At 72.6% G+C, this 25,639-nt stretch carries 17 protein-coding genes and 10 pseudogenes; 18 read left to right on the forward strand and 9 right to left on the reverse strand.

The features are described from left to right. Nucleotides 1–179: 179 nt before the first annotated feature. From UG55_RS36455 to UG55_RS13075, 5 genes and pseudogenes are all read left to right on the forward strand, one after another. Nucleotides 180–871, forward strand: a pseudogene (locus tag UG55_RS36455) (N-acetylglutaminylglutamine amidotransferase); the annotation flags it as partial. A 1-nt stretch (nt 872) separates the two neighbouring features. Continuing rightward, a pseudogene (locus UG55_RS36460) lies at nt 873–1,739 on the forward strand (asparagine synthase-related protein); the annotation flags it as partial. 1 nt (nt 1,740) lies between these two features. Beyond that, nucleotides 1,741–1,896: pseudogene (locus UG55_RS36465) on the forward strand (hypothetical protein); the annotation flags it as partial. Nucleotides 1,897–1,962: 66 nt separating this feature from the next. Beyond that, on the forward strand, nt 1,963–4,125 hold the full coding sequence (locus UG55_RS13070) for an LpqB family beta-propeller domain-containing protein (RefSeq protein WP_066067585.1): 2,163 nt from the start codon (nt 1,963–1,965) through the stop codon (nt 4,123–4,125). 66 nt (nt 4,126–4,191) lie between these two features. After that, nucleotides 4,192–4,617, forward strand: coding sequence for a GNAT family N-acetyltransferase (locus tag UG55_RS13075; protein ID WP_066067588.1), 426 nt, complete (start codon nt 4,192–4,194; stop codon nt 4,615–4,617). 62 nt (nt 4,618–4,679) lie between these two features. Here UG55_RS13075 and UG55_RS36470 read toward each other — a convergent pair whose 3' ends face one another. After that, on the reverse strand, nt 4,680–6,095 hold the full coding sequence (locus UG55_RS36470; protein ID WP_242424263.1) for a pectate lyase: 1,416 nt from the start codon (nt 6,093–6,095) through the stop codon (nt 4,680–4,682). A 354-nt stretch (nt 6,096–6,449) separates the two neighbouring features. Then, entirely contained in the window at nt 6,450–7,229 is a 780-nt protein-coding gene (locus UG55_RS13085) for a sporulation protein (protein WP_066067591.1), read from the reverse strand. A 294-nt stretch (nt 7,230–7,523) separates the two neighbouring features. On the opposite strand from UG55_RS13085, the gene fdhD reads away from it, so the two are divergent. Together fdhD and UG55_RS13095 are read left to right on the forward strand one after the other, a co-directional pair. Beyond that, the gene (fdhD, locus tag UG55_RS13090) at nt 7,524–8,384 is read left to right on the forward strand and encodes a formate dehydrogenase accessory sulfurtransferase FdhD (RefSeq protein ID WP_083986739.1); all 861 of its coding nucleotides are present in this window, start codon (nt 7,524–7,526) and stop codon (nt 8,382–8,384) included. Between the two features lie 36 nt (nt 8,385–8,420). Continuing rightward, nucleotides 8,421–8,996, forward strand: a complete 576-nt coding sequence (locus UG55_RS13095) for a hypothetical protein (RefSeq protein WP_066067599.1) — start codon at nt 8,421–8,423, stop codon at nt 8,994–8,996. Between the two features lie 29 nt (nt 8,997–9,025). Here UG55_RS13095 and UG55_RS13100 read toward each other — a convergent pair whose 3' ends face one another. Next, the gene (locus UG55_RS13100) at nt 9,026–10,012 is read right to left on the reverse strand and encodes an aldo/keto reductase (protein WP_066067602.1); all 987 of its coding nucleotides are present in this window, start codon (nt 10,010–10,012) and stop codon (nt 9,026–9,028) included. 308 nt (nt 10,013–10,320) lie between these two features. Between UG55_RS13100 and UG55_RS13105 the strand changes: the two genes are divergently transcribed. From UG55_RS13105 to UG55_RS13115, 5 genes and pseudogenes are all read left to right on the forward strand, one after another. Next, nucleotides 10,321–11,765 (forward strand): TerD family protein (locus UG55_RS13105; protein WP_242424264.1); only part of this gene is annotated, 1,445 nt, incomplete at its 3' end. 1 nt (nt 11,766) lies between these two features. Next, nucleotides 11,767–11,820, forward strand: a pseudogene (locus UG55_RS45340) (hypothetical protein); the annotation flags it as partial. Nucleotides 11,821–11,830: 10 nt separating this feature from the next. Next, nucleotides 11,831–12,013, forward strand: a pseudogene (locus UG55_RS36475) (AIM24 family protein); the annotation flags it as partial. A gap of 1 nt (nt 12,014) precedes the next feature. After that, nucleotides 12,015–12,508: pseudogene (locus UG55_RS13110) on the forward strand (AIM24 family protein); the annotation flags it as partial. 31 nt (nt 12,509–12,539) lie between these two features. Next, nucleotides 12,540–13,535 carry an AIM24 family protein gene (locus UG55_RS13115; protein WP_066067612.1) on the forward strand — a complete coding sequence of 332 codons (996 nt, stop codon included), beginning with the start codon at nt 12,540–12,542 and terminating at the stop codon, nt 13,533–13,535. A 23-nt stretch (nt 13,536–13,558) separates the two neighbouring features. On the opposite strand, the gene UG55_RS13120 is transcribed toward UG55_RS13115, so the two are convergent. The 3 genes from UG55_RS13120 to UG55_RS13130 all read right to left on the reverse strand — a co-directional run bounded on the left by UG55_RS13120 (nt 13,559) and on the right by UG55_RS13130 (nt 18,282). Next, on the reverse strand, nt 13,559–14,446 hold the full coding sequence (locus UG55_RS13120; RefSeq protein ID WP_066067759.1) for a DMT family transporter: 888 nt from the start codon (nt 14,444–14,446) through the stop codon (nt 13,559–13,561). Between the two features lie 147 nt (nt 14,447–14,593). Further along, a complete protein-coding gene (locus UG55_RS47130; protein ID WP_396230891.1) occupies nt 14,594–16,585 on the reverse strand; it encodes a phosphatase PAP2 family protein in 1,992 nt (663 codons plus the stop codon). A gap of 263 nt (nt 16,586–16,848) precedes the next feature. After that, complete coding sequence (locus UG55_RS13130) at nt 16,849–18,282, reverse strand: wax ester/triacylglycerol synthase domain-containing protein (RefSeq protein WP_083986740.1); 1,434 nt, start codon at nt 18,280–18,282, stop codon at nt 16,849–16,851. Nucleotides 18,283–18,517: 235 nt separating this feature from the next. On the opposite strand from UG55_RS13130, the pseudogene UG55_RS36480 reads away from it, so the two are divergent. From UG55_RS36480 to UG55_RS36495, 4 genes and pseudogenes are all read left to right on the forward strand, one after another. Beyond that, nucleotides 18,518–18,734 (forward strand): annotated as a pseudogene (locus UG55_RS36480) (deaminase); the annotation flags it as partial. A 1-nt stretch (nt 18,735) separates the two neighbouring features. Next, nucleotides 18,736–19,084: pseudogene (locus tag UG55_RS36485) on the forward strand (dihydrofolate reductase family protein); the annotation flags it as partial. A 49-nt stretch (nt 19,085–19,133) separates the two neighbouring features. After that, nucleotides 19,134–19,458: flavodoxin family protein (locus UG55_RS36490; protein ID WP_242424275.1), on the forward strand; the 325-nt coding region annotated here is incomplete at its 3' end. 1 nt (nt 19,459) lies between these two features. Further along, a pseudogene (locus tag UG55_RS36495) lies at nt 19,460–19,598 on the forward strand (flavodoxin); the annotation flags it as partial. 72 nt (nt 19,599–19,670) lie between these two features. On the opposite strand, the pseudogene UG55_RS13145 reads toward UG55_RS36495, so the two are convergent. The 3 genes and pseudogenes from UG55_RS13145 to UG55_RS13155 form a co-directional block, all read right to left on the reverse strand. Beyond that, a pseudogene (locus UG55_RS13145) lies at nt 19,671–21,089 on the reverse strand (DUF222 domain-containing protein); the annotation flags it as partial. A gap of 113 nt (nt 21,090–21,202) precedes the next feature. Beyond that, nucleotides 21,203–22,501, reverse strand: coding sequence for an APC family permease (locus UG55_RS13150; protein ID WP_066067762.1), 1,299 nt, complete (start codon nt 22,499–22,501; stop codon nt 21,203–21,205). Between the two features lie 373 nt (nt 22,502–22,874). Beyond that, nucleotides 22,875–24,326: a multicopper oxidase domain-containing protein gene (locus UG55_RS13155; RefSeq protein ID WP_313954608.1), complete on the reverse strand. Its 1,452-nt coding sequence runs from the start codon at nt 24,324–24,326 to the stop codon at nt 22,875–22,877. 594 nt (nt 24,327–24,920) lie between these two features. On the opposite strand from UG55_RS13155, the gene UG55_RS13160 reads away from it, so the two are divergent. Both UG55_RS13160 and UG55_RS13165 read left to right on the forward strand, forming a co-directional pair. After that, nucleotides 24,921–25,172 (forward strand): hypothetical protein, encoded by a 252-nt coding sequence (locus tag UG55_RS13160; RefSeq protein WP_242424267.1) that lies wholly within the window; start codon nt 24,921–24,923, stop codon nt 25,170–25,172. Nucleotides 25,173–25,194: 22 nt separating this feature from the next. Further along, nucleotides 25,195–25,626 (forward strand): MarR family winged helix-turn-helix transcriptional regulator, encoded by a 432-nt coding sequence (locus UG55_RS13165; protein ID WP_066067627.1) that lies wholly within the window; start codon nt 25,195–25,197, stop codon nt 25,624–25,626. The last annotated feature ends 13 nt before the right edge of the window (nt 25,627–25,639 follow it).

Consider the following 25,639-nt stretch of genomic DNA (forward strand, 5'->3'; position numbering starts at 1 on the left):
GTCATCGTGGTGAAACCTCGGCCGTCGAAGGTGGGTGCGCGAGCGGCACCGGATCGCGGGGCGCGCGGCGCGGCATGTCCGTGTCGTGACGTTCGTCGGTTCCGGTGGCCCGAAGGAGTGGACCCGGCCGAGGGGGAGCAGAACGACCGTCTGACCGACCGATCGACGGGAGCTGGAACATGTGCGGGCTGAGCGGTGAGCTGAGGTTCGACGGCCGCGGGGCGGATGTCGCCGCGGTGGGGCGGATGACCGCCGCCATGGTCGCCCGGGGCCCGGACGGAGTCGGGACGTGGTCGGCCGGCCCGGTGGCGTTCGGCCACCGCCGGTTGAAGATCATCGATCTGTCCGAGCGGGGCGCCCAGCCCATGGTCGACACCGCCCTCGGCCTGACGGCGGTGTTCAACGGCTGTATCTACAACTACCAGGAGCTGCGCGAGCGGCTTGTCGACGCCGGCTACGCCTTCTTCTCCACCTCCGACACCGAGGTGATCCTCAAGGCGTACCACCACTGGGGCCCGCGCTGTGTGGACCACTTCGCCGGCATGTTCGCCTTCGCGGTGTACGAGCGGGACACCGGCCGCCTCGTCCTCGCCCGGGACCGGCTGGGAATCAAGCCGCTCTACGTGACCCGGGACGCCAGCCGGCTGCGGTTCGCCTCCAGCCTGCCCGCGCTGCTCGCCGGTGGCGGGGTGTCGTCCGACATCGACCTGGTCGCGTTCCACCACTACCTGTCGTTCCACGCGGTGGTGCCGCCGCCGCACACCATCCTCGCGGGCGTGCGAAAGCTGCCGCAGGGCACCATCCGCACCGTCGAGGCGGACGGCACCACCCGCGACGAGGTCTACTGGCGACCCGACTTCACCCGGCGGCCNGAGCAGGCGTCCTGGACCGCGCACGACTGGCGGGACGCGATCGGCGAGCGGCTGCGTACCGCGGTGCGCCGCCGCATGGTCGCGGACGTGCCGGTCGGCGTGCTGCTCTCCGGCGGGCTGGACTCCAGCCTGATCGTCGCGCTGCTCGCCGAGGCCGGGCAGAAGGACCTGGCGACGTTCAGCGTCGGTTTCGAGGCGGCCGGTGGCGAGTCCGGCGACGAGTTCTACTACTCGGACATCATCGCCGGCCGCTTCGGCACCGAGCACCACCAGATCCGGGTGCCCGGCAGCGGGCTGCTGCCCGCGATCGACGCGGCCGTCGCCGCGATGAGCGAACCGATGGTCAGCCACGACTGCGTCGCGTTCTACCTGCTTTCCCAGGAGGTCGCCCGGCACGTCAAGGTCGTGCAGTCCGGGCAGGGCGCGGACGAGGTGTTCGCCGGCTACTCCTGGTACCCGCCACTGGCCACGGTCCCGCGCGCCGACGCCGTCGACGCGTACCTGCGGGTGTTCGCCGACCGCCCGCACAGCGACCTGCCGGCGATGGTCGAGGCGCATCATCTCATCGAGGCGGACGCGAGCCGCCATTTCGTCGCCGGGCAGTTCGCCGAGCCGGGGGCGGAGACCTCGGTGGACGCCGCGCTGCGCATCGACTCCTGCGTGATGCTGGTCGACGACCCGGTGAAGCGGGTCGACAACATGACGATGGCGGCCGGCCTGGAGGCCCGCACCCCCTTCCTCGACCACGAGCTGGTCGAGCTGGCCGCGGCCTGCCCGCCCGAGCTGAAGCTCGCCTCCGGGGGCAAGGGCGTCCTCAAGGACCTCGGCCGTTCCCTGCTGCCCGCCGAGGTGATAGACCGCCCGAAGNGGTACTTCCCGGTGCCGGCGATCCGGCATCTCGACGGGCCGTTCCTCGCCCGGGTGGCCGACGCGCTGACCGACCCGGCGGCGCGCGCCCGCGGACTGTTCCGCCGGGACTGGGTCGACACGATGCTCGCCGACCCGAACGCGAACCGCACGACGTNGGGAGCGAACGCGCTCTGGCAGGCAGCCCTGCTGGAGATGTGGTTGCAGACACAGGGGGTGTGAATTGCTCCGTCCGGTCGAGTCGGGCGCCGCCGGTTTCCCGCTTCAGCCCACCGCTCCGAGTCCGGAGAACCTCGCGGTGGACGGGGCGGACCTGGCGGCGGTGACGGCCCTTCCGACGCCGTCGCTGGCACAGCTCGCCGCCCCCGTGCCGGACGGCGCGCTGCCGCGGCCACGGGACGGGTCCGGTCCGCGTGACCTGGTGGACGAGTGGGCCGCCCCGCCGAGCGTGCGCGGCGCCTCGCCCGGGCCGGACGGCGCCCACGCCTTCGTGGGGGACCGCGACGGGCCGCCGGAGCTGTGGATCCGGTCTGCCGACGGCACGGAGCGGACCATCGACACCGGACCCGGGCAGGTGCGCTCGGTGCTGTGGTCGCCGGACGGCGCGCACCTCGCCGTGGTGGTCGCGCCGGGCGGCGGCGAACGCACCGAGGTGCACGTGGTCCGGCCCGACGGGACGGGACTGCGCCGGTTGGCCGGCGGGGCAGGCCCGGGCACGTCCGAGCCGACCGCCGCGACGGCGGTGCGCTGGCTGGGCGGCGGCCGGCTGCTCCTGATCACCGAGTCGGTCCGCTCCGGACTGACCCACGCGCTGGCCGTCGATCTGGCGGGACGTCGTCGGCACCTCGCGGTCGGCCTGGCCCTTCAGGTCTGCGCCGTGCACGAGGGGTTCGGCGCGGGTGCCGCGGACGCCGCGGACGCCCCGGACGACCGGTGGCTGCTGCTGCTGCGGGAGGGGCCGCGTGGGGCGCGCCGCGTCCTGATGGCGGCGGTGCCGGCTCCCGTCCCCTCCGCGGCGGCCGCGGCGAGCTTCACGGTGCCGGGCGGCACCGTCACCGCGGTGTCGGGCACCTTCAGCCCGGACGGTTCACGGGCACTCCTCGCCTGCGATCTCGGCAGGGAGCGGTCGGGGCTGCTGGAGGTCGTGGTGCGCCCCGACGGCACCCCGGGCGCGGCGCGGCTGGTGGCCGGGCGTGCCGACGCCGACCTGGAACGCCTCGCCCTGATCGACGCGACCACCGCCGTGCTGAGCTGGAACGTCGGCGGTCGCAGCGAGCTGGCGCTGCTCGATCTCGGCACCGGGGCGTCCCACCCACTGCCCTCACCGCCGCGTGAGGTGGTGACCGCTCTTCGCTGTGCCCCGGACGGGGCGTCCCTCGTGCTGGAGCTGGCCGGCTCCACCGCGCCCGGCGAGGTGTGGACCTTCGACCTCGGCGCCCGCCGGGCCGGGGGCGAGGCGGGCTACCAATGCCTCATCTCGCACACCCCCACCGCCTACCCGACGGTGGGTCTCACCGCGGTGGGCGTCGACGGGGAGCCGGCGGCCCGTTCCGCCGAGGCCGGCGGCTACCGGCTGGTGAGCCCGGTCTGCCGCCACTTCCGCGCGCACGACGGGCTGGAGCTGACCGGCTGGTGGTACCGCCCGCAGGTGGGCCCCGGCCCCCTGCCGACCGTCCTGTACTTCCACGGCGGGCCCGAGGCGCAGGAACGCCCGGTGCTCAACCCGCTGTTCCACGCGCTGCTGGCCCGGGGTATCGCCGTCTTCGCGCCGAACGTGCGCGGCTCGACCGGGTTCGGCCGGTCCTTCGAGGAGGCGGACCATCGCCACCGGCGGTTCGCCGGGATCGCCGACGTCGAGAGCGCCGTCGCCTACCTGGTGGACGAGGGCCTGGCCGCTGCGGGCCGCATCGGGGTGGCCGGGCGCTCCTACGGCGGGTACCTGACGCTGGCCGCCCTCGTCAGCTTCCCCGCGCTGTTCGCGGTGGGTGTCGACGTGTGCGGGATGGTCGACCTGGAGACCTTCTACGAGCACACCGAGCCGTGGATCGCGGCGCCCGCCGTGACCAAGTACGGCGATCCGGCCACCGACCGCGAGCTGCTGCGGGCACTGTCGCCGCTGCACCGGATGGACGCGCTCGTGGCCCCGCTGATGGTGGTGCACGGGGACCACGACACCAACGTCCCGCTCTGCGAGGCCGAACAGACGGTGGCCGCCGCCCGGGCCCGCGGGGTGCCCTGCGAGTACCTGCTGTTCGAGGGTGAGGGGCACGAGGTGGCCCACCGCGCGAACCGGCTCGCCTTCGTCCGCGCGGTGGTCGACTTCGTCGCGGCCCGGCTGGTCGGGGCCGAGGCGTCGGAGCTGCTGGGAGCGGCGGAGGCCGTGTGAGCCGCGCTGGCCGGCGACGGGAGGCCTTTCCACACTTCACGCGATGGAGCTGTAACGTAGCGTAATGTGAAGATAGAGGAGCTGGAGGCCGAACGCACCTGGCTCGCGTTCGACCCCATGCGGCAGCTGCGGCCCCACCTGACCTCGGCGGGGTTCGTCCGGCTGGTGAACGAGGTCCAGCGGCCGCAGGGCTACCGCCTGGTCGGGTCGTGGGACGGTGATTCGGGCCGGATCGTGGCGGCGGTCGGCTTCCGCGAGCTCAGCTCGCTCGCCTACGGGCGCCACCTCCTCGTGGACGACCTCATCACGATGCCGAACATGCGTGGGCGGGGGCACGCGACCCGGCTGCTCGCCTGGGTCGAGCGGGAGGCGCGCCGGCTCGGCTGCGGGCAGGTCCACCTCGACTCCGGAACCCACCGCCACGACGCGCACCGGCTCCTGCTGCGCAGCGGTTTCACGATCCCGTCCTTCCACTTCGCCCGCCGCTTCTGAGCCGCCCACCGCCGCCGACCCGGGGCGGTTCCGGGTCCGCCCCGGGTCGGCAGTCGGCCGGGCTACTTGTAGGTGATGTCGGACGTCGAGTAGCGGCAGTAGGTGCCGTCGGCGCCGCTGCCGGTCTTCGTCGGCTCGGAGCCCTTGCTGTTGCCGGTGTAGCGGTCGCAGATACTGATCTTCCGACTGCTGTCGCCGACGACGGTGATCCCGGAGAGGGTCGCGGTGTCGCCGTAGTTGGTGTTGATGCCGACGAGCGCCTTGCCCGGGGCCGTCACGACGACGTTGCGGACGATCACCGCGCGGCGGTGCTGGCTGGAGCAGTTCCCGCACGACCGGTACAGCTTGCCGAAGTCCCGCACCTGGAAGTTCTGGATGATCATCGTGCCGGGACCGTTGTGCTGGAACACCTTGTCCGCGGCCGCCCGGGCGCCGCCGCCGTCGATGGTCATCGTCTGCGACGCGGACGTGCCCTTGAACGTGGCCGCGTCCTCGCCGACGTCCTCCCACCAGACGTTGCGCAGGGTGCAGGTGCCCTTGCAGTGGATGCCGTCGGCGGCCGGCGATCCGATGACGACGTTCTGGATGACGCCGCCGTCGGCCACACTGAAGATCGGGTCCTGGCCCTCGTCCTGCCCCCCGTCACTGACCCCGGAGTAGCGCTTCAGGCCGCCGTCGAAGGTGCCGGAGATCGAGATCGTGCTGCTGACCCGCACATCCCCCTTGGCCTGCGGCCAGCTCGGCAGCGACCCGGTCGACCCGGGCGGGGAGGTCGACGCGGGCGGGGAGGTCGTCGGGCTCGTGGTGGTCGGCGTGGTTGCACCCGTCGACGGGCTCACCGCGACGTCGTCGAACGAGGCTGCCGCGTAGGAGGTCATCAGGGCGAGCTGGCCGCCACCGGCCGGTACCGCCCCCGACGCCACGACCTGGCCGTCGACGGATGCCTGCGCGCTCGTGCCGCGGACATCCAGGGCCAGCGAGTACCACCGGCCGGTCGTCACGGCCACGCTTTTCGCGCCGATGACCGCGACCCGCCCGCCGGTGACGGCCTGCAGCTCGGCGCGGCCGGACGACAGCAGCGCCAGCCGGACGAAGGTCGTGTTGCTCGACGCGCGGGCCGCGACCGCGGCCAGCCCGGCGGAACCACCGAAGACGGTCGGCTTCACCCGGGCCTGCACGGTGACATCCGCCCAGGAGGCCGAGCCGGCGAACTGCCGGGCGAGCTCGCTCGTGGCCTTGTCCTGCCGCAGGACCTTCGAACCGTCGGCGACCACCGACCAGGAGCCACCGGACTTCGACCAGCCGGCGAGATCTCCGTCCTCGAAGTCGTCGGCGAACAGGGCCGACGCGCTCGCCGCGGTCGTCACCGAGTCCGACAGCCGGTCCTGGCTCCCGGTCAGCGGGCCGGCGACCAGCGCACCGGTCGCGGCCAGCAGCACCGCGGCGGTGAGGGCGGGCAGGCCCCAGCCGATGCGCACCGGCGGCCGACCTGTTCGCGCACCCCCGCGTCGCCGGCTCGGCCGGCCGGCCCGGCCGGGTTGGTGTTGCTCGTGTTGGTCACGGTCCGCGGCGCCCGTACGACGTGCCATCAAGCCGTCCCTTCAGCGGCGGCGAACAGCCGACCCGTCCCACCCCTCCTCGGCGGTTGCCGCTTTTCGACAGTTCCGCCCTGTCTGTCGCCGGTGGATCACCGAAGGTTGCCGCCGCGGTCATCACTTTCCGCACAACGCCGCACACATCACGTGGACGGGATGGGGTTGGCGGTGTCCGAAGCGCTGGGCGGAGCCGCCGCCCCCGGCCGGCTGGCGGCCCCGAAACGCGCGGGAACGGGCTCAGAACCAGCCGCGGCGGGCGCCGAGGGCCTGCAACTGCTGGTGCAGCGCGCCGGCCAGGGCGTGCCGGTCGGTGTCGTGGTGGCCGACCCGGAAGCGGCTCAGCTGGTCCCCGCCGGAGTGCAGCAGCCCGCCGCGGCGGTCGGCCTCCAGGACGACGTCCATCCCCGCGCCGTCGACGAGGAAGGTGACCTCCAGCTCCTTGATCCGGCGGGCGTACTCACCGGACGGCCTGAGCTCGATCTCCTGGTAGAAGGGCAGGTCCGAGCCGTGCAGCCGGCCCTTCTCGACGTCCGCCGACCGGAACTGGAAGCCCAGGTCGCCGAGCGCCGCCAGCACCGCCTCCTGTACCGGCAGCGGATGCACGGCCACCGGGTCGAGGTCACCGGGGTCGATCGCGCCCGGGATCGACAGGGACGTGCGCACGCCGATCTTCATGCCGTGCAGGTGCCAGCCGCCGACGTCGGTGATCGGTGTCTGCCAGGGCACCGGCAGCTCGAACCGGCCGGCCTGCTGCTCGCCGGGCCGGATCACGAAGCCGCCGCCGATCTGCTGCGTCCCGAAGGTCACCTGCTCGTACCAGGTGGAGTCGTCGGTCTCGACCTCGACGGTCGCCTCCAGCGCGACGAGGACCTTCTCGATCTGCTGCTCGACCTTGCCGCCGGTGATGGTCGTCAACCCGGTCACCACGGCGCCCGGCAGGGTCTCCGGGCGGTCCAGCACCGTCTCCACCTCGGCGCCGCCCACACCGAGCCGCGACATGAACCGCTTCATTCCCATGACCGTTCCGTCCCCTCGTCGTCGAGCTGTCGTGTCGGGCTGTCCGCGTGGCGGGCCCGGGTCTCCGGGACACCCGTCCCGGCACCGACCACCACATAGCTTCCGACCATCACATAGCTGTAGCAGGTACCGGGCGGCAGATCGCGCCGCGTCCGCGACCGGACACCCCGCGGCCGCCCGGCGTGGTGTTTTCCGGTTGTCTGTCCGGCAACGGCGGGAGCGCGCCCCGGGGAGCGTCGGCGTCGAAGGCTCGACATGATGGATTTCTCGCCTCACCTGGGGGACGGTGTGCCTATGGGGCGAGCAACCACGCGACGTCGGGTCATGCGGGTGACTCTGGGGACGGAGCCGACGCTGCGGCCGGACACCGTCGTCGGTGAGGAGCCGCTGGAGATCCGGGTGGGCGGACGCGCGCTGGCGGTCACCATGCGGACACCGGGTGACGACATGGACCTCGCCGTCGGCTTCCTGCTCGGCGAGGGTCTGATCGCCACCGCCACCGACATCGCCGGCATGCGTTACTGCGTCACCAGTGAGGGCTCGGTCGACGAGGCGGGGCGACCCACCTACAACGTGCTGGACGTGACGCTCGCCCCCGGCGTGCCCGCGCCCGACGTCGATCTGCGGCGCAACTTCTACACCACGAGCTCGTGCGGTGTGTGCGGGCGGGCGAGCATCGACGCGGTACGGCTGCGCGGGCGGTACGAGATCGGCGACGACCCGTTGCGGATCACCGCCGAGGTGCTGGTCGACCTGCCCGGGCGGCTGCGCCGGGCGCAGCGCCTGTTCGCGACGACCGGCGGCCTGCACGCCGCGGCCCTGGCGGACGCCGACGGCGAGGTGCTGGCGGTGCGCGAGGACGTCGGCCGGCACAACGCGGTCGACAAGGTCGTCGGGTGGGCGGCGCGGGCCGGGATGGTGCCGCTGCGCGGGCATGTGCTGCTGGTCAGCGGGCGGGCCTCGTTCGAGCTGGTGCAGAAGGCGCTGCTGGCCGGGCTTCCGCTGCTCGCCGCGGTGTCCGCGCCGTCGGCGCTGGCGGTGGATCTCGCCCAGGAATGCGGGATGACCCTCGCCGGCTTCGTCCGGGGGTCCTCGATGAACCTGTACACCGGCGCGCACCGCGTGATCCTTCCCGTGGTCGCCGCCGCCCGCTGAGCCTACCGGGCGAACCACCCGATAGCATCTCCGAACGTGACCTGCATCGTCGGTGTGGAGCACGACGGACGGGTCGTGATCGGGGGGGACAGTGCCGGCGTGGCCGGCTGGTCGATCACGGTCCGCGCGGACACGAAGGTTTTCCGCAACGGCGAGTTCATCATGGGATTCACGGATTCGTTCCGGATGGGCCAGCTGCTGCGGTACAGCCTCGTTCCGCCCGTCCCGCACACCTGGGACCTCGACCGCTTCATGGCCACCGAGTTCGTCTCGGTCGTCCGGGACTGCCTTCGGGAGGGTGGCTTCGCGCGCAACGAGGCCGGTACCGAGTCGGGCGGGCAGTTCCTGGTCGGTATCCGGGGCCAGCTCTACCGGATCGACTCCGACTACCAGATCGGCCGGACCGTCGACAACTACGACGCCGCCGGCTGTGGTGAGGAGTACGCCCGCGGGTCGTTGCACAGCACGATCGGCGAGGCGCCCGAGGAACGGGTCCGCAAGGCGCTGGAGGCCGCGGCCCACCACTCGACCGGAGTGTGCCCGCCGTTCCACATCATCTCCGACGACGGCGGCCACGACTCCGGTGACCTCGACGACCGGACGACGTTCTAGGCGATCTCCCGTGGATCAAGGCCGGATGGTCAGGGCCGCCCGACCCGCTCGGCGGCCATCGCCGCCCACGACGCCGGGCCCGTCAGCGGGGAGAAGTTCTCGGCCGCGGAGGTCAGGGCGTCGTACTCGTCGTCGGTCAGCGTGATGTCGGCCGCCGCGGCGTTGCTCTCCAGCTGGGCCACGCTGGAGGCGCCGGGGATGGCGACGACGTTGGGGTGGTGCACCACCCACGCCAGCGCGATCTGGGGCACGGTCACTCCGTGTGCCACCGCCACCTCGCGCAGCACGTCGAGCAGCGGTGCCAGCCGGGCCAGGTTCTCGGTGAGGAACAGCGGGTTCGCCCTCCGCACCGCCCCGGTCGGCCGGTTCGTGACGTCGTAGCGCCCGGAGAGCAGTCCCTGCGCCAGCGGGCTGTAGGCGATGATCAGGCGGCCCTCGCGCCGCGCGAACGGGATGAGGTCCCGTTCCGGCTGGCGGCGGACGAGGCTGTACTGGACCTGGTTGGACAGCACGCGGCTGCCGAGCGCCTCCTCGGCCGCCCGCCAGCGCTCCAGGGAGTAGTTGCTCACCCCGACCTCGTCGACGAGGCCGACCCGGCGCAGTGAGGCCATCCCGCGCATCGTGGTGCGGTCGCGGACGACCGGGTTCGGCTGGTGGACCTGGTACAGGTCGATGGTGCGGACCCCCAGCCGGTTCGCGCTGGCGATCGCGCGCTGTTCGACGACCGGCGCGACCGGCAGCACCGGAAAGATCTTCGTGGCGATGAAGGCGGCCCCCGCCGCGCCGGCGGCTTCCGCGAGCGCGTCCCCGAGAATGCGCTCACTGCGGCCGAACGCGTACATCTCCGCCGTGTCGAACAGGGTTACCCCGAGTTCCAGAGCACGCCGGACGATCAGCGCAGCGTCGGTCTGCGCGTAGGACGATCCGTAGCCCCATTCACGCGAGCCGAACTGCCAGGTGCCCAGTCCGATCCTGGAGATTTTCTTCGTTGTGGAGACGACATCCACATAGCGCATGGCGTCCAGTCAACGCCACCGGCGCCAGAACGGCGAGGGGAACGTCGCGCGCTGCCCGCCCCGGCCGGTGGCGGGCGGCTGTCCGCGGCCGGTCGTGCGCTGTCCGAGGTCCGACAGGCTCCGGTGACGGGCGCGTCCTGCCGGTGACGGGTCGGGCTGCTAGTTTCCGGTCAGTCCGGTTCGTGCGGGTGGCCTCCTGCCGCCCGCCCAGGCGTCGGCCGCGACGGCGAGACGCCGGGCATCGGCAGATGCGGCGATGCGCGGCGGAGGTGCCGCGCCGCGCCGGCACGCCGATGGGAGGGAGAGCGGTGGCAACGCAGTTCAGTCGAGGCCAGAAGTCCCCACTGTCGGCGGTCACCGCTGGCACCGACCTGTACATCGGCGTCCAGATCAACGCCCCGGGCGAATGGGACGTGTCCTGCTTCGGCCTGGACGGCGCCGACCGCCTCTCGGACGACCGGTATTTCATCTTCTTCAACCAGCCGCGGTCGCCGGAGTCCTCGATTCAGCTCCTCGGCACACAGGCCGGTGACACCCAGTCGTTCCGGGTGACGCTGGACCAGGTTCCCGACTCCGTGCAGAAGCTGTCGTTCTGCGCCGCGCTCGATGGTCCGGGCAGCGCCGCGCAGATCGTCTCCGGGTACTTCCGGATCGTCGCCGGCGGGACGGAGGTGGCGCGCTACTCCTTCAGCGGCGCGGACTTCTCCGACGAGCGCGCGGTCATGATCGGAGACGTGTACCGCAAGGGCGTCTGGCGGGTCGCCGCCGTCGGCCAGGGTTTCCGGGGTGGTCTGGCGGAGCTGATCCGCAGCTACGGCGGTGAGGTCGCCGACGAGCCCGCGCCGGCCCCGGCGGCGCCCTCCTTCGGGCCACCGCCGGGTGCGGCGCCGGCCGGGGTGCCCGGTTTCGGTGCCCCGCCCGCGCCAGCCCCGGCGTTCAACGCGCCGCCGCCCGCGCCGCCACAGCCCGCCTACGGACAGCCGCAACCCGCCTACGGCCAGGCCGGGGGCGCGCACCAGGGATACGCCCAGCCACCGTCGGCACCTCCCGTCCCGCCACCCGTCCCGCCGACGATGCCGATCGCCCCCGGCCACGGCACCCCGGGCGGTTTCGGCGGGCCGACGCCGTACCTGCCGTCGCAGGTCCAGCCGATCCAGCCCGGCGCGATGAACAGCCTGAACCCGTACCGCGAGGTACCGACGGCCGGCCGCTGGACCCAGCAGAACGGCAAGCTGGTGAAGGTGACCCTCGGCCCCGAGGCGCTCGCGCTGCGCGGCGCGATGGTCGCCTACCAGGGCAACGTGGACTTCGACTACAAGAGCGGCGGGATCCGCGGCCTGATCGAGGAGAAGCTCACCGGTCAGGGCCTCAAGCTCATGACCTGCAAGGGAACCGGCGAGGTGTTCCTCGCCCGGGACGCCGCCGACCTGCACATCGTCGAACTCGGCAACCAGTCCCTGTGCGTCAACGCCAAGAACCTGCTGGCGATGGACGCCACCGTGCGCTCGGAGGTCCGCCGGATCGAGAGCCCCGGGATCCCCGGCGGCGGCTTCTTCCACTTCGAGGTCTCGGGGCCAGGGTCGGTGGTCGTGATGACCAAGGGCACACCGATGACGCTCAACGTCGCCGGGCCGACCTTCGCCGACATGAACGCGCTGGTGGCGTGGACGTCCGGCATGCGGGTGAGCGTGTCGACCCAGGTGCGCGTATCGCGCCAGATCTACGCGGGGGCCAGCGGCGAGTCGTTCGCGCTNCAGTTCATGGGCTTCGCGGGCCACTTCGTCGTCGTCCAGCCCTACGAGGTGTGAGGAGCAGGCCGTGCAGGGAAGCCTGATGGACCACTACGGTCCGACTCCGATCATGGATCGGATGAGCAAGCACGGATCCAAGATCGCCAAGGTTGTCATGCAGCCGGGCCAGGACCTCTTCGCCCGGGTCGGCTCGATGATCGCCTACGAGGGGCTCATCGACTTCAACCCGCAGCCGCCGCAGCTCGGCCGTNTCGCCTCGTCCTGGGCGACCGGCGAGGGTGTCCCGCTGATGACCGCCACCGGGCAGGGTCTGCTCTACCTGGCCGACTACGGCAAGGAGGTCATCGTCGTGCAGCTCGCCGGCGAGGGCCTGTCGATCAACGGCAAGAACATCCTGGCGTTCGACGCGCACCTGCAGTGGGGCATCGAGCGGGTCAGGGGCGTGAACATGCTCTCCGGGATGGGGATGTTCAACGTCGTCGTGCGCGGTCACGGGTGGGTGGCGCTGACGGCGAAGGGCAACCCGATCATGCTGGACACCCGGGAGGCGGCGACGTTCGTCGACACCGACGCGCTCGTCGCCTACACCGACGGCCTCCGGGTGGAGCCGCGGCGCACCGCCCGCCTCGGCGGGCTGATCGGGCGCGGCTCGGGGGAGGCGTTCCAGCTCGGTTTCTCCGGCCAGGGTTTCGTCGTGGTGCAGCCGAGCGAGGACGAGCGCCCGTCGTTCTCGGCGCGCGGCTGACCGCGGGCGCGGGTGAGAGGATCTACTGATCATGACGCACGGCGGAATGTACGGCGGTCACCCCGGTGGGATGCCCCCCGGTGGGATGCCCCCCGGTGGGATGCCCGGCCCCGGCGGGCCGGCGGGCGGTATCCGCAGCAGCCTGCTCGACAACCCCGAGGTCAACAGCAACGAGCGGTTCGCGTTGCAGAACGGCAAGATGCTCAGGGCGACCCTCGGGGCCCAGGGCATGCGTGAGTTCTACGCCCGCCGCGGCGCCATGGTCGCCTACCAGGGCGGGGCGACGTTCGACGCCCACTGGGAGGGCTGGGGTTCCCGGTTCCGGAGCTTCTTCAGCGGCGGCGAAGGCCTGAACCTGATGCGGGTCGCCGGCGCCGGCACGGTCTATCTCGCCAACCAGGCGCAGGACCTCCACATCCTCGACCTGGCCGGTGACGGCCTGACCGTCGACGGCAAGAACGTGCTCGCCTTCGACGAGGCGCTGACCTGGGACCTGGTGCGGATCGACACCCAGGTCGGGATCGCCGGCGTCGGCAACTACCAGATCGACCTGCAGGGCACCGGCAAGGTCGTCGTGTGCACCACCGGCGCCCCGCTGGTGATGCGGGTGACCTCGCAGAACTACTACTTCGCGGACGCCGATGCCGTGGTCGGCTGGTCGTCGAGCCTGCAGGTCTCGATGCAGGCGGCGGTCACCTCAAGCTCCGCCTGGAAGCCGCGGGGCAACACGGGGGAGAGCTGGCAGCTGCAGTTCTCCGGCGAGGGCTTCGTGATCGTCCAGCCGTGTGAGCTGCTGCCACCCTATGACGCGTTGGCCGGCTCCGGCCTGGCCGGGCAGTTCGGCCTCGGCCAGGGCGGCTTCGCCGGCAACCAGCTCGGCGGCCAGGGCGGCCACGGTGGCCACGGCGGCGGCCACGGTGGTGGCCACGGCGGCGGTGGTTTCGGCGGCCTGGGGAACCTCGGCGGCTTCGGCGGCGGGCAGGGCGGCGGCTTCGGTGGCCTGTTCGGCAACCCGGGTCGCCATTGACCCCCGCTGATCTTCAGTAACGGTCAGGGCAGTTGGCTGGCGGGCCTCGGCAGTGCCGGAGCCCGCGAGAGCAGGACCACTCCGGACGCGATCAGGGCGGCCCCGAACGTGACCCCCAGGAGCTGCCCGGCGGTGTCGGGCACGGGAACTCCGTAGAGCAGCACTGCCAGCAGGTAGGAGACCACGGGCGTGGTGATGTTCATGGCGGTGACCGCCGGGGCGAGCGGCCCGATCGCGTAGGCGGCCTGCCCGAGCAGGAGGCTGCTCGCTGTGGCGGCGGCGAGCGCGTAGCCGCCCCAGTCGGTCGCGGTGCCGACGATGCCCTCGTGCAGTAGCTGCTCTGTGGTCTCCTTCATCAGCACCGCGCTCAGGGCGCAGAACAGGCCCGCGGCGAGCGCGAACAGGGCGGCCCGCACGGCCGGTGACCGGCCGCGAGACAACACGACCAGCACACCGGCCATCGCGCTGGTCGCCGCGATCGCGGCGACCAGCCGGGTCTCGTCGATACTCGCCGCCGGTGGAAGTTCTCCCCGGGACGACAGCAGCGCGGCCAGCCCGGCGCAGACAGCCGCCGCGCCCCACCAGGCACCCGCCGACATCCGCCGGCCCGTTCCGATCAGGCCGAGCGGGAGCGCGAAGAGCAGCTGGCAGACCATCAGCGGCTGCACCTCGGCCACCGATCCCAGGTGCAGCGCCGCCGCCTGGACGCAGAAGCCGCTGATGTTCGCCAGCCAGCCCAGTACCCACAGCCGGTCGCGGACGAGTTCGGCCAGCAGCCGGATCCCGGGCACGGCGTGGGCGCTGTCGTCGCGCGCCGCGAACGTGCTCCGCCCGGCCGCGCGTTGCTGCAGAGCGGCCGACGAGGCGAGCAGGAAGGCGGCGAGCAGGGCGACGGGGACGGCGGCGGGCATGGTCACACAACCAGAATGGCTACCGGACGGGCAAGATCACGTAATTGGAATTGTCACAGGACACCGCGGAGGCCACCCGGCGACGCCTGACCGGCCGCCCGGGGTGCGCTGACCGGTCGGCCGGCATCCCCGGCGAGCCCGGCCCGTTCAGGCGGAGCGGGCCAGCGGCGAGGCCGGTTGCAGCGGGCAGGGTGCAGCCAGCCGGGTCAGGTCTGCCAGCGCCGCCCGCAACGCCGCCGCGAAGACCACCGGGTCGACCCGGGCGGGATCGACGGTCGCGGCCACGCAGTAGCGGCCGTTCCACCCGAGCGCGCCCACGGAGATTGGCACCTGCGCGGCGAGCGGGACGATGGGGAACACCTCGCGAAGGGGGCAGCCCAGCAGGGTCAGCGGTCCCGGCGCCCCGCGCATGTTCGACACGATCGCGGTGAAGTACCGGGCTCGGTACACCGAACGTGCCGCGGTGCGGTGCAGGTTGTTGGGCAGTGCTCCCATCAGCCGCAGCACCGCGGCGCTCGCCGGCAGCCGCCCGGACGTCCGCCGGCCCCGCGCGGCCTGCGCGACCAGCTCGGCGCGCCGGGCGACCGGCATCGGCCCGAGGGGGATGTCGAGGCGAAGCGCGGCCGTCAGGTTCCCCGGCCCGCGCGGCACACCGCGGTGATCGGCGCCCGGTATGCGCATGGTCACCGGGACAGCCGCGCGCAGCACCTGCCCCGCGGGCCGGGCACCGGTCGCGGCGACGGCCGCGGTGGCGGCGTCCCCGACCGCCGCGAGCAGCAGATCGGTCACCCGGACGTCCAGGCCGCCGGCGCGGGAACGGAGCGCCGGCAGGGACCAGGCGGACGTGAGGTACGCCCGGGAGGGTCCGAGCGGACCGGACAGTGTCACCGGCGGCGCGGCGCCGTCCCGAGCCAGGCTGACGAGCCCGCCCGCGACGGCGACCGGACGCGCGACGCACCGGCGCAGGAGCCGACCCGGGAGACGTCCCGGCTGATCCGCGGGGGCGACCGGTGCGCCGGGCGCGGCGGGCGACCCCACGTCGAGCAGGTGCCGCAGCATCGCCACGACACCGAGCCCGTCCGCCACGGCGTGGTGGACGACGACCACGACCGCCGACCGCTGTTCGCCCAGGCCGTGGACCAGCCAGATCCGCCACGGCGGCCGGCCCGCGTCGAGCGGGGTCGCGCACAGGGTGGCGACCAGGCGGTCGAGGGCGGGCTGACCGCCCGCTCCACCGCGTCCGGGCAGGGTCGTCTCCTGGACGTGCCAGGACAGGTCGGGGTGCGGATCGGCCGCCCAGCGGTGGTGGCGCAGCGGCCCGGCCGGCCGCACCCGCCGGGTGAGCCTGGGCACCGCCGGTAGTCGCCGCTCCACATGTGCCCGCAGCGTGTCCAGGGTCGGCGCGGGTGTGGCGGCCGTGTCGAGAACCGCGACCCCGCCGACGTACTGCGGGTTGGTGGGGGTCTGTACCTGCAGGAAGATCTCGTCCGCCGCGGCCACCCGGGGGGTGCGCCGGCGCCGGGCCAGCTGGTCCGCCACGACCACCGCGATCGCCACCGCCGCACCCCCGGCCACCAGGTCGAGCACGTAGTGATTGGCCGTGGCGAGCACGACCAGGACCGTCACCCCGAGATGGGCCGCGCCGAACGCCCGGCCGGCCGGCCCGACCCGGTGCGCGCGCAGGGAGGCCACCACCACCCACACCGCCCACGCGGCGTGCAGGCTCGGCATGGCGGCGAACTGGTTGGCGCCGGCCGACACGGGCCCGCCGCCCCAGGACAGCGGCGGATGGTGGATCGCGACGATGTCGACGAACGGTTCCCCGGGCAGCAGCCGCGGCGGGCTGGTCGGCCACAGTGCGAAGCAGGCCAGCCCGAGCAGGGTGGTGGCGGCCAGACTGTCCCGCGCCCAGCGGTAGGCCGGGTCGGCCCGCGCCCACAGCACGCCGAGCAGCCCGAAGGTCGTGATGATGTACGTCGTCGCGTACTCCCACGCGGCGAGGATCTCCAGCGTCGGGTGACCGCGCAGCGCCAGGTTGAGCGGTTCCGTCGCCGCGATGTGCAGCCAGCGCTCGGCGGCGAGCAGATCCTCCCCCCGGCTGTCCGCGGCGGCGCGGGAGACCGCCACCCCGTGCGTCACGATCAGGTAGAGCGCGAAGATGGCGAGCCCGATCGTCAGCTGGCACAGCGCGTCGCCGCCCCGTCCCGCGAACCTCGCCCGCCGACGCCCGCGCGGGCCACCCGGAGTCTCGGCCNGGCGGTTTCCGCGGTCCTGACGGACTGGCGATCGACGAGCCATTTAGCGTCACCCCGCTGCGCAGAGTGCCCTGGATCGGTACTGATCACGCTAGCTGGAACAGAGTGAGAGCAATTCATCACGGAAAGTCGCTGCTGGGTTGACGCTCACGCCGGCACGTCGGTCCGCGGTGCGTTCTCGCGCGGTGCGTCGGTGCGGGGCGCCGCGGCGCCCGCGGTGGCGCCCGCGGTCCTGGCCACGAGGGGGTCGAGGGCGTCCAGCTCGGCGAGCCAGTGGTCGGCGAGCTCGGTGTGGCGGGGCACGCTCGCGCTCGCCGTGAACGCGGCGCACACCTGCGCGCCGAGGCCGAACAACGCGACGGAGAGATGCTGCCGGCCGACGAACAACGGCGGCATGCCGATCAGTGCCGCGACCTCGCGGCCGGCGAGGGTGTAGGGGCCGCGCATCGTCCCGGTGTTGCTCGCCACCAGCGCGGCCTCCTTCACCCGCGACCCCGAGGAGGCGGCCTGGGCGAGCATGCGGGGCGACGCGCTGGGTGGGATCCTGTCCAGGATCCGCCGCTCGACCGCGCCGATGCTTCCGCCCGCCTTGATCCGACGGGTCTCCGCGGCGACCAGGGCCAGCCGGCGGCGCGGGTTCGCCTCCTCGCAGGGCAGCCGCAACCGCGCGCCGAAGGTGAAGTTGGAGAGGATCTCGCTTTCGTCCCGCGAGCGCAGGCTGATCGGCATCGCCGCGTGCACGGGGCGCCGGCTGTGCTCCCACTCCGGCAGCGACCAGGCGCGGATCGCGCCGGCGACGCCCGCGAGGTAGACGTCGTTGACGGTCACCCCGTTCCGGCGGGCGATCCGGCGCAGCTGGTCGAGCTCGACGAGCGCCCAGGTGTGCCGGGCCCCGCCCCGCGGCGGGCCGCCCCAGGACGTGAGCTGGCGGGTCGGGGGGATACCGCGCAGCAGCGCGGCGGCCATCCGGGCGTAGTCACGGGCGCCGGGCGGGGCGAAGGTCGGCAGGTTCCGCAGGGCGGGTTCGCGGTCGGGGCCGAACAGCAGGTGCAGCGCCTGGTGCAGTCCACTGCCGTCCTGGTGGATGTGGCTGAACCGGTAGACGACGGCAACTCCGTCGGTGATGTGCCCGTGCAGCAGCCAGATGCGCCAGAGCGGGCGGTTCAGGTCGAGCGGTCGGGCGGCGATCCGGTCCATCGCCGCGCGCAGGCCGTCCTGCCCGCTGCCGGCGGGCAGCTCCTCGGCCGTGACGTGATGCTCAAGATCCAGCCTGTGGTCGGGCCGCCAGACGAAGCCGTCCCCGGACGACTTCTCCGCGGCAGCCGTCCCGGTGCCGGGCATCGTCGAGTGGGAGAGGCGCTCGGTGAGCGCCGGGGCGTCCCGCAGCCGTTCCGCGACGTGCGCGCGCAGCTCGGTGACGGTCAGCGTCGGGTCGTCGACCAGCAGGACCACGCCGGCTTCCAGCCGCTCTCCGGGATTGAGCCGGGTGAAATGCAGGAAGGCGCGGTCACCCGTCGTCAGCGATCTGATCTCCGGAGTCTGCGGGGTCGTGTCGGCGGTCGCTGTAATCGGCTGGGTCATCCGGCTCCTTCTGGCTCCGCACCCGCCCGGCTCACTGCCGAATGATCGATCCGGCCTGGACTTTGATATCCATCCGAATACGGATTTCCGGGTCGGTGCGACAGCGTATACGCCCGGGAATCGCCCGGCCCCGGGCCCTCGGGACGGAGTTCACCCGAAGGAGCCATCAGGTACTACCATTCCGGAATTACAGTCGCCGGGCGCCTGCGACCGCGGCCGGGGAAGAGAGTGGACTGTGCGACCGCTCCGGTACTCGATCAACATCACCCTCGACGGTTGCTGCGACCACCGGGAGGGCGTTCCGGACGAGGAGTCGCACCGCTACTGGGCCGCCAGCCTTGAACGAGCCGACGCCCTGCTCTTCGGGCGGGTGACCTACCAGATGATGGAGGAGGCCTGGCGGCAACCGGCCACGGGAACCTGGCCTGACTGGATGGCTGACTGGATGGTCCNCTTCGCCCAGACGATCGACGCGGCGAAGAAGTACGTCGTGTCGGCAACCCTCGACCGGGTCGACTGGAACGCCGAACTCGTGCGGGGCGACCTGCGGAAATCCGTCCAGGAGCTGAAGCGGATGCCGGGCAGCGGCCTGTTCGTGGGAGGCGTGACCCTCCCGCTGGCCCTGGCCGATCTGGGGCTGATCGACGAATACGAGTTCGTCGTGATGCCCGTCCTGGCGGGCCACGGCCCGACGTTGTTCGCCGGCCTGCGCGAGCGGGTCGAGCTGAAGCTCGTGGGGCGCCAGGAGTTCCGGTCGGGGGCGGTTGCCCTGCGCTACCACCCCGCTCGAGTCACGGCCTGACGGCCGGGCCGGGCGCGCGCCCGGGCCGGGGATCGGTGGCGGCAATAGCATCGTCAGGATGCCGACGTTGTTGATCGTCCACCACACGCCGTCGCCAACGACGCAGGCGATGCTGGAGGCGGTGCTGGCCGGCGCGCGGGACGAGGCAATCGAGGGCGTCGACGTCGTCGTGCGACCGGCGCTGGCCGCGAGCAGCGTCGACGTGCTGGCAGCGGACGGCTACCTGCTCGGCACCCCGGCCAACATCGGCTACATGTCGGGCGCGCTCAAGCACTTCTTCGACCAGATCTACTATCCGTGCCTCGAAGCGACGGTTGGCCGGCCGTACGCGCTCTACGTCCACGGCAACAGCGACACAACCGGGGCGATCCGCGNGGTCGAGACCATCACCACCGGACTGAAGTGGAAACGCCTGCGCGATCCGCTGTCGATCGTCGGTGAGGTGGACGCCGCGGCGCGCGATGCCTGCTGGGAGCTTGGCGCAACGGTGGCCGCCAGCCTGATGCCGGAGTGATCGGCGACAGTCAGGACAGCGCGAAGGTCGGCGTGGCGGGCCGGGTGGTCAGTGGGATGGGCCGGGTGGGGNGTGTTCTTCGCCGGTGAGGTAGTTGTGGGGGTAGGTCGTGGTGGTGGCGCCCAGGGGGCTGGTCCAGGTGAACTCGCCGGGTCGGGTTTGCCGGACGGTCCAGCGGTGCTGGGGGCGGTGTTTGAAGGTGTGGTGCCGGCCGCAGAAAGGGCCGAGGTTGCTGGTGTGGGTGGGTCCACCAGCGGCATGGGGGTGGGTGTGGTCGGTGTCGGTGCGGTACGCGGGCCGGGTGCACACCGGGTGCGCACAGGTCTGGTTCCGGGCCCGGACATGGCGGACCTGGGCGGGGCTGGGGAACCGACGCTCCGCCACCTCCAGCAGCGTCCCCTGGGGATCGGTGAGGATTCGCCGCCACGTGGACGTCGCCCGCTGGGCCATCTCGCGGGCGATGGAGCCGGGGATCGGCCCGTAGCCGGGGATCTCCCCGGGGGTCGTGGCCAGGCCGAGCAGGGTGGTGACGGGGACGATGACCTGGACGTCGCAGGGGATCTGGGCGTGGGGGGTGCGGCCGGTGATCAGGTCGACGAGGGTGTCGGCACGGATCTGGTCCCGGGTCCGCCGGTCGTCCGCGCCGCGGGTGCGGGTGATGGTGTCGGTGAGGCGGTCGAGGCGCTGGTAGCAGGCGGCGGCGTCCTCGGCGGGCAGCAGCGCGGTCAGAGTGCTGGTGGCGTCATCGCCGGGGTAGAGCCGCACGTGGCGTTCGGTACGGCGTTCGGCGGCGCGGCTGTCCCCGCCGTCGGGGTCGACGTCCAGGACGGCGCGGCGGCAGGCGCGGGTGAAGGCGCGGCGGTGCCGGCGGGGTCCGCTGTCGAGGATCCGCTGTTCGACCTGCGTGGTCTTCTCCGCGTCCAGCGGGGTGACGGCGTGGTCGAGGGAGTGTAGGCGGGGTAGGTCGAGAACACCGTCGGCCAACGCCTGCAACGCGCCGGGGAGACGGCGGGAGACGGAGGAGGCGAACCCCATCTGCCCACCCGCGGACGCGGCCGAGACCCGCAGGACCCGGGCGAGCTCGTCCGGCGCCGACATCGCATAGGCAGCGAGGGGGTCCACATCAGCCGGGGGGTGCAGCCCGGTGTACTCGGCGAGTAGGCGCAGCATCCCCGCCTGCGCCGCGGCCACCACCGCAGCCTGCTCCCTGATCCGGTTGAGCAGCTCCCGCGCCTGCGACTGGAACACCGCCATCCGCTCAGCCACACCGGACCCGCCGGCGTCAGGCTGGCCGGTCTCGGCAGGACCGAGGCCGCCGCCGGGGTCGGGATCCGCTCTGGGGCGCGCGCCCGAGCGGCTGGGAGCGCCCGGCCGGGTAACCGACGGGGCGGCCGAGGGGCGCTGCGGAGAGCGGCTGTGGGCAGGCATGGAGTGCTCACCTCGATCAGGGGTCGAGCCGGAGTGGCACGCCCGACGCGGAATCGAACGCATGTTCGATTATCGTTCGTGGGGGCCACCGCGGATCGGAGTCCGAGGCAGGAGACCACACCAAGCACCGCGAGCGCCCGCCGCTCTGCCCGCCGCTCTGCCCGCCTCAGACCGCCTCAGACCGCGGTCGTCCGGCCGCCGCGCTGACCGCGGGTGGTCCGGGAGCTGACAGCCTTCTGGGCCGCGAGAAGGACGGCGGCGATCGTCAGCAGGCCCAGGGCGCGCAGGTAGACCGTGCCCTCACGGTGGACCAGCGGGGTGGCCAGTGTCGCGCAGGACAGCGCGCCGAGCGCCGGTGCCCAGGTGGGGGCGCGGTATGCGCCCGGCGGGGCCGGCTCGCGGCGCAGTACCAGCGCGCTGACGTTGACGATGAGGAAGACCAGCAGCAGGAGCAGGACGGTGGTGTCCGCCAGGCCGGCCAGCTGGCCGGTGCAGGCGAGCGCCAGCGCCAGGGCCGTCACGAGAGCAATCGCCACCGGCGGGGTGCGCCGGCCGGGCAGCACCCGCGCGAAGACGGCCGGGATCGCGCCCTGGGCGGCCATGCCGTAGACGAGCCGGGAGGCCATCACCATGTTGATCAGGGCGGTGTTGGCGACCGCGACCAGCGCGACCGCGGCGAACAGCTTCGGCGGCACCGGCACGTCGGAGGCCTTCACCACCTCCAGCAGCGGGGCGCTCGAACCGGCGAGCACGTCGGGATCGACCAGCGTGGCACAGGTGAACGCGACGAAAAGGTAGATCAGGCCGGCGATGGACATGCCGCCGAACAGGGCCCGCGGCAGGTCCCGGCGCGGCCGGCGGGCCTCCTCGACCAGGTTCACCGAGTTCTCAAAGCCGAGCAGCGCGTAGAACGCGAGCGTCGTGCCGGCGAGCAGGGCGAGCGGCGCGGGCTCATCGGTACGCAGCTCGAAGGCCCGTCGCGGCTCACCGGTTCCGGTGACCAGCGCGTACGCGCCGATCCCGACGATCAGCAGCAGCCCCGCCAGCTCGATCACGGTGAGCACGAGGTTCACCCGGGCCGACTCCTCGATCCCCCGTGCGTTGAGGACCGCGGTCAGCAGGATGAACACCACCGCGACCGAGACCGCGGGGGCTGTCACGAACTCCGTGAGGTACTTGCCCCCGATGGCCCGCGCGGCGGTGGCAGTGGAGGTGACCCCGGCGGCCAGCACGGTGAAGCCGACCATGAAGGTGAGCGGCGGGCGACGGAACGCCTGGTCGGCGTAGAGCGCCGCGCCGGCCGCCCGGGGGAACTTGCCGACGAGTTCGGCGTAGGACGACCCGGTCAGGAACGCCAGTGCGAAGGCGATCAGGAACGGTGCCCAGATCATCCCGCCGACGTCGGCGGCGATCTGCCCGGTGAGCGCGTAGATCCCCGAGCCGAGGACGTCACCGAGCACCAGGAACATCAGCATCCGCCCGCTCAGGACGCGCGCCAGGGCGGGCTGTCCGGTGTCGGGCGTTCCCTCGGTCACCGCCGTCTCGTCATCGCTCGACCCCCGGCCGGATACTGACACCGTGCCCGCCGGCCCGCCTGTTGGGACGGCCCGGTGCGGTGCCGTCCGCCGAGCATGTTCGGAGCCCGCACGGCCCGACCCGGCTGGCCGCGGCGCCGGGCCTGCTTGGTGCTGCTCGACGCGCATGGCCCGAGTTCGCCGCTGCATGGCGATGGGCCATCAGCTCTGGGACGACCTATGCCAGTGATCGTCGGTGTTCGGGCCCGTGGGCTGCGCGGTCCTGGCCGGCGGTGGTAGCTGGCCGGGACCGCGCAGGTGGGTCGGGAGCCGATCAGGTGACGACCCGGTAGGGCAGCATCATGCAGTCGTCCTCGTGGTCGAGGACGTGGCAGTGCCACACGTATCCCTGCAGGGTCTCGCCTTCCGGGCTCTGGAACGGCGCGTCGGGGTCGAAGTGCAGCTCGTCCGCGGTGGGGAAGCGGACGAGGACCCGGGTCACCGTGTTGCTCGGGCAGCGGACCGTGTCCTTCCACCCCTTCTCCCAGGCCGCCGGCTGCTGGGTCGGCTGGCCGACGGTGAACGGCCCGACGGCCGGTGTCCACCTCGTCCCGACCGGCGGGCGGGGGTTGAGCAGCTCGTAGCTGTTCGCGGCGAACCGCTGCCGGTGCAGGATCCGGAACTGGACGAGGTGCAGGTGCACCGGGTGCTCGTCGTCAGTGGTGTTGACGATGTCCCACTGTTCCACCGAGCCCTGGCGCGGCCGCTCGATGTCGCTGTCGTGGAACCGCAGGTTGTTCAGCGTCATCATGGCCGGTGGCCAGCGGACGGCCACCAGCTGGCTGAGCGTGACGGTGCGGACCTTCTGCGGTGACGGCAGCGGCGGCAGTGCGGGCGGCTTGTTGCCGCCGCCGCGCAGCCTGGCGGGCGGCGAGCCGGTGAACCCCTGGGCCGTGCCGACGGTGAACTGCATGACCCGCGGCAGGACGTCCACGCCGATGACGGTCGACTGGAACGGCGGCGCCTCGTCGTTGCGCAGTTCCAGGCGCGTGCCGGGAGCCAGTCCGGAGAAGTCGATGAGCAGGTCGTACCGCTCACCGGAGGCGATGTGGAGGTCGGTGGTGCGCACCGGCGCGTCCAGCAGGCCGCCGTCGTTGCCGATCACCCAGAACGGCATCCGGTTGGCGAAGAACAGGTGGTACGTGCGCAGGTTCGCGGCGTTGACCAACCGGAAGCGGTAAAGCCCGCGGGCGACGGTGAGGTTCGGGTTGACCGCCCCGTTGACGACGACCGTGTCGCCGGTCATCCCGCCTTCCCAGACGCCCTGCTCGATGAGCTTGAAGACGCGGAAGCTGAGTGAGCCGTCGGCGCTGAACATCTTGTCCTGCAGCACCAGCGGGATCTCGAACTCCCCGGTCGGCAGGCCGAGCGGGTTGCCGGGCCGCCCGGTGTCGTACTGGTCGCGCACCAGGCACATTCCGGCGAGCCCGGCGCACACGTTCAGCCGGGTGATCCCCTCGGTGTGGTCGTGGTACCACAGCGTGGTCGCTTCCTGGTTGTGCGGGAAGTTGTAGACCACGTCACGGCCCGGCCGGAACGTCGCCGACGGGTGGCCGTCGGACCCCGGCGGGCTGGGCGCCCCGTGCAGGTGCAGAACGGTGCGCGGTGACGTGCGGTCGAGGTCGCTCGCCCCGTGCAGGCTGGTGTCGACGTCCGCGGCGAAGATGTGCTGCCCGAGGCGGTTCCCGTGGGTGATCCGCTGCGCGGCCCCTGCCTGGACCTCGATCGTCGGCCCGNGGTAGGCCTGCCCGCCGTAGCCCCAGGTGCGGGCCGGGCCGAGGTCCCGGTGGAAGCGATGGGTGCCCTCGGCCGCGTTCAGTGTCAGGTCGCCGGAGACGACCGGCGGGATGGGTAGCTCGTCCACGTAGGGGGTCAGCTGCGGGGAGTGGAAGACCAGGTCGGGGTAGGGTGGTGCCGCCCCCGCGGACCCGATCGCGCCCCCGTTCAGGAGCCAGCCCACGCCGCCGCTGGCACCTACCCAGCCGGCGGCGGCTCCCGCCCGCAGGATGCCACGCCGACTCGGCCCCCGGCGGCCGGGCTCCTGACCGTCCCCCGCTACCCGCGCACGCTGCCGGCTCACCGGTACGCACCCGATCGCCGCCAGGCCGGGCATTCCATTCCTGCGAGGTCGTCGCCGCAGGCTAACTCCGCCATGTGCACCTCCGGCGGCGCACCGTATCAATCAGTACTGCTCATCGTCGCGGAGTTGTCACCCGAAGGTGTCGATCGGGTTGGAGGGCGAGTCCAAAAGGATGTGCAGAGATAATCTACGCAGCGATTATCTCTCCAGGAGGTGCCAGGATGTGGAGCTACGAACACGGTGTGGTCACGACGGCGTCGCCAGACGCGGTCTGGCGAGGTCGAGTTCGCTGACATCGTCGTCCGCACCATCCACCGCGTTGAGCGACGTGACGCCGAGCACAGCCGGGTCGTCTACCGGATGGAGATCAGCGGCCCGGCCGCGGCCGACCTCGGCCCCGAGGTCGGCCCGGCGATTTCCGGCGACTTTCCCGAGACGATCGCCGCGCTCGTCCGCCTCGCCGAGGGGACAGCGGCCTCGGCGCGGCCCTGACGGAAAGGGCGGTCAGCTCGGCGTGGCGTTGCATCCCAGTGAGTCCCCTGGCTTCCTGCTCTGGCACGCCACGCTGCGCTGGCAGCGCGCGATCGCGGCCGCGCTCGCGCCGTTCGAGCTCACGCATGTCCAGTTCGTCCTGCTCACCTCGGTGTGGTGGCTGGGGAGCCAGAGCACGCGGCCCAACCAGCTCGCGGTGGCCGCGCACGCCGGCACGGACGTGAAAATGACCTCTCAGGTGCTGCGCACCCTGGAGAGGAACGGCCTGGTCAGGCGCGAGACCGATCCGACGGACAGCCGGGCCAAGCTGGTGAGTGTCACGAACCGCGGTGCCGAGCTGGCTTCCCGGGCGGTCGCGGCCGTCGAGCGGGTCGACGCCGAGTTCTTCCGTCCGGTCCCCACGGGGGAGGCGCTGCGCCTGCTCCGCTCGTTGCGGGGCGGCGACGAAAACTGAGGAGGAGGGTCTT

It is taken from the genome of Frankia sp. EI5c (genome assembly GCF_001636565.1).
GTDB lineage: Bacteria > Actinomycetota > Actinomycetes > Frankiales > Frankiaceae > Parafrankia.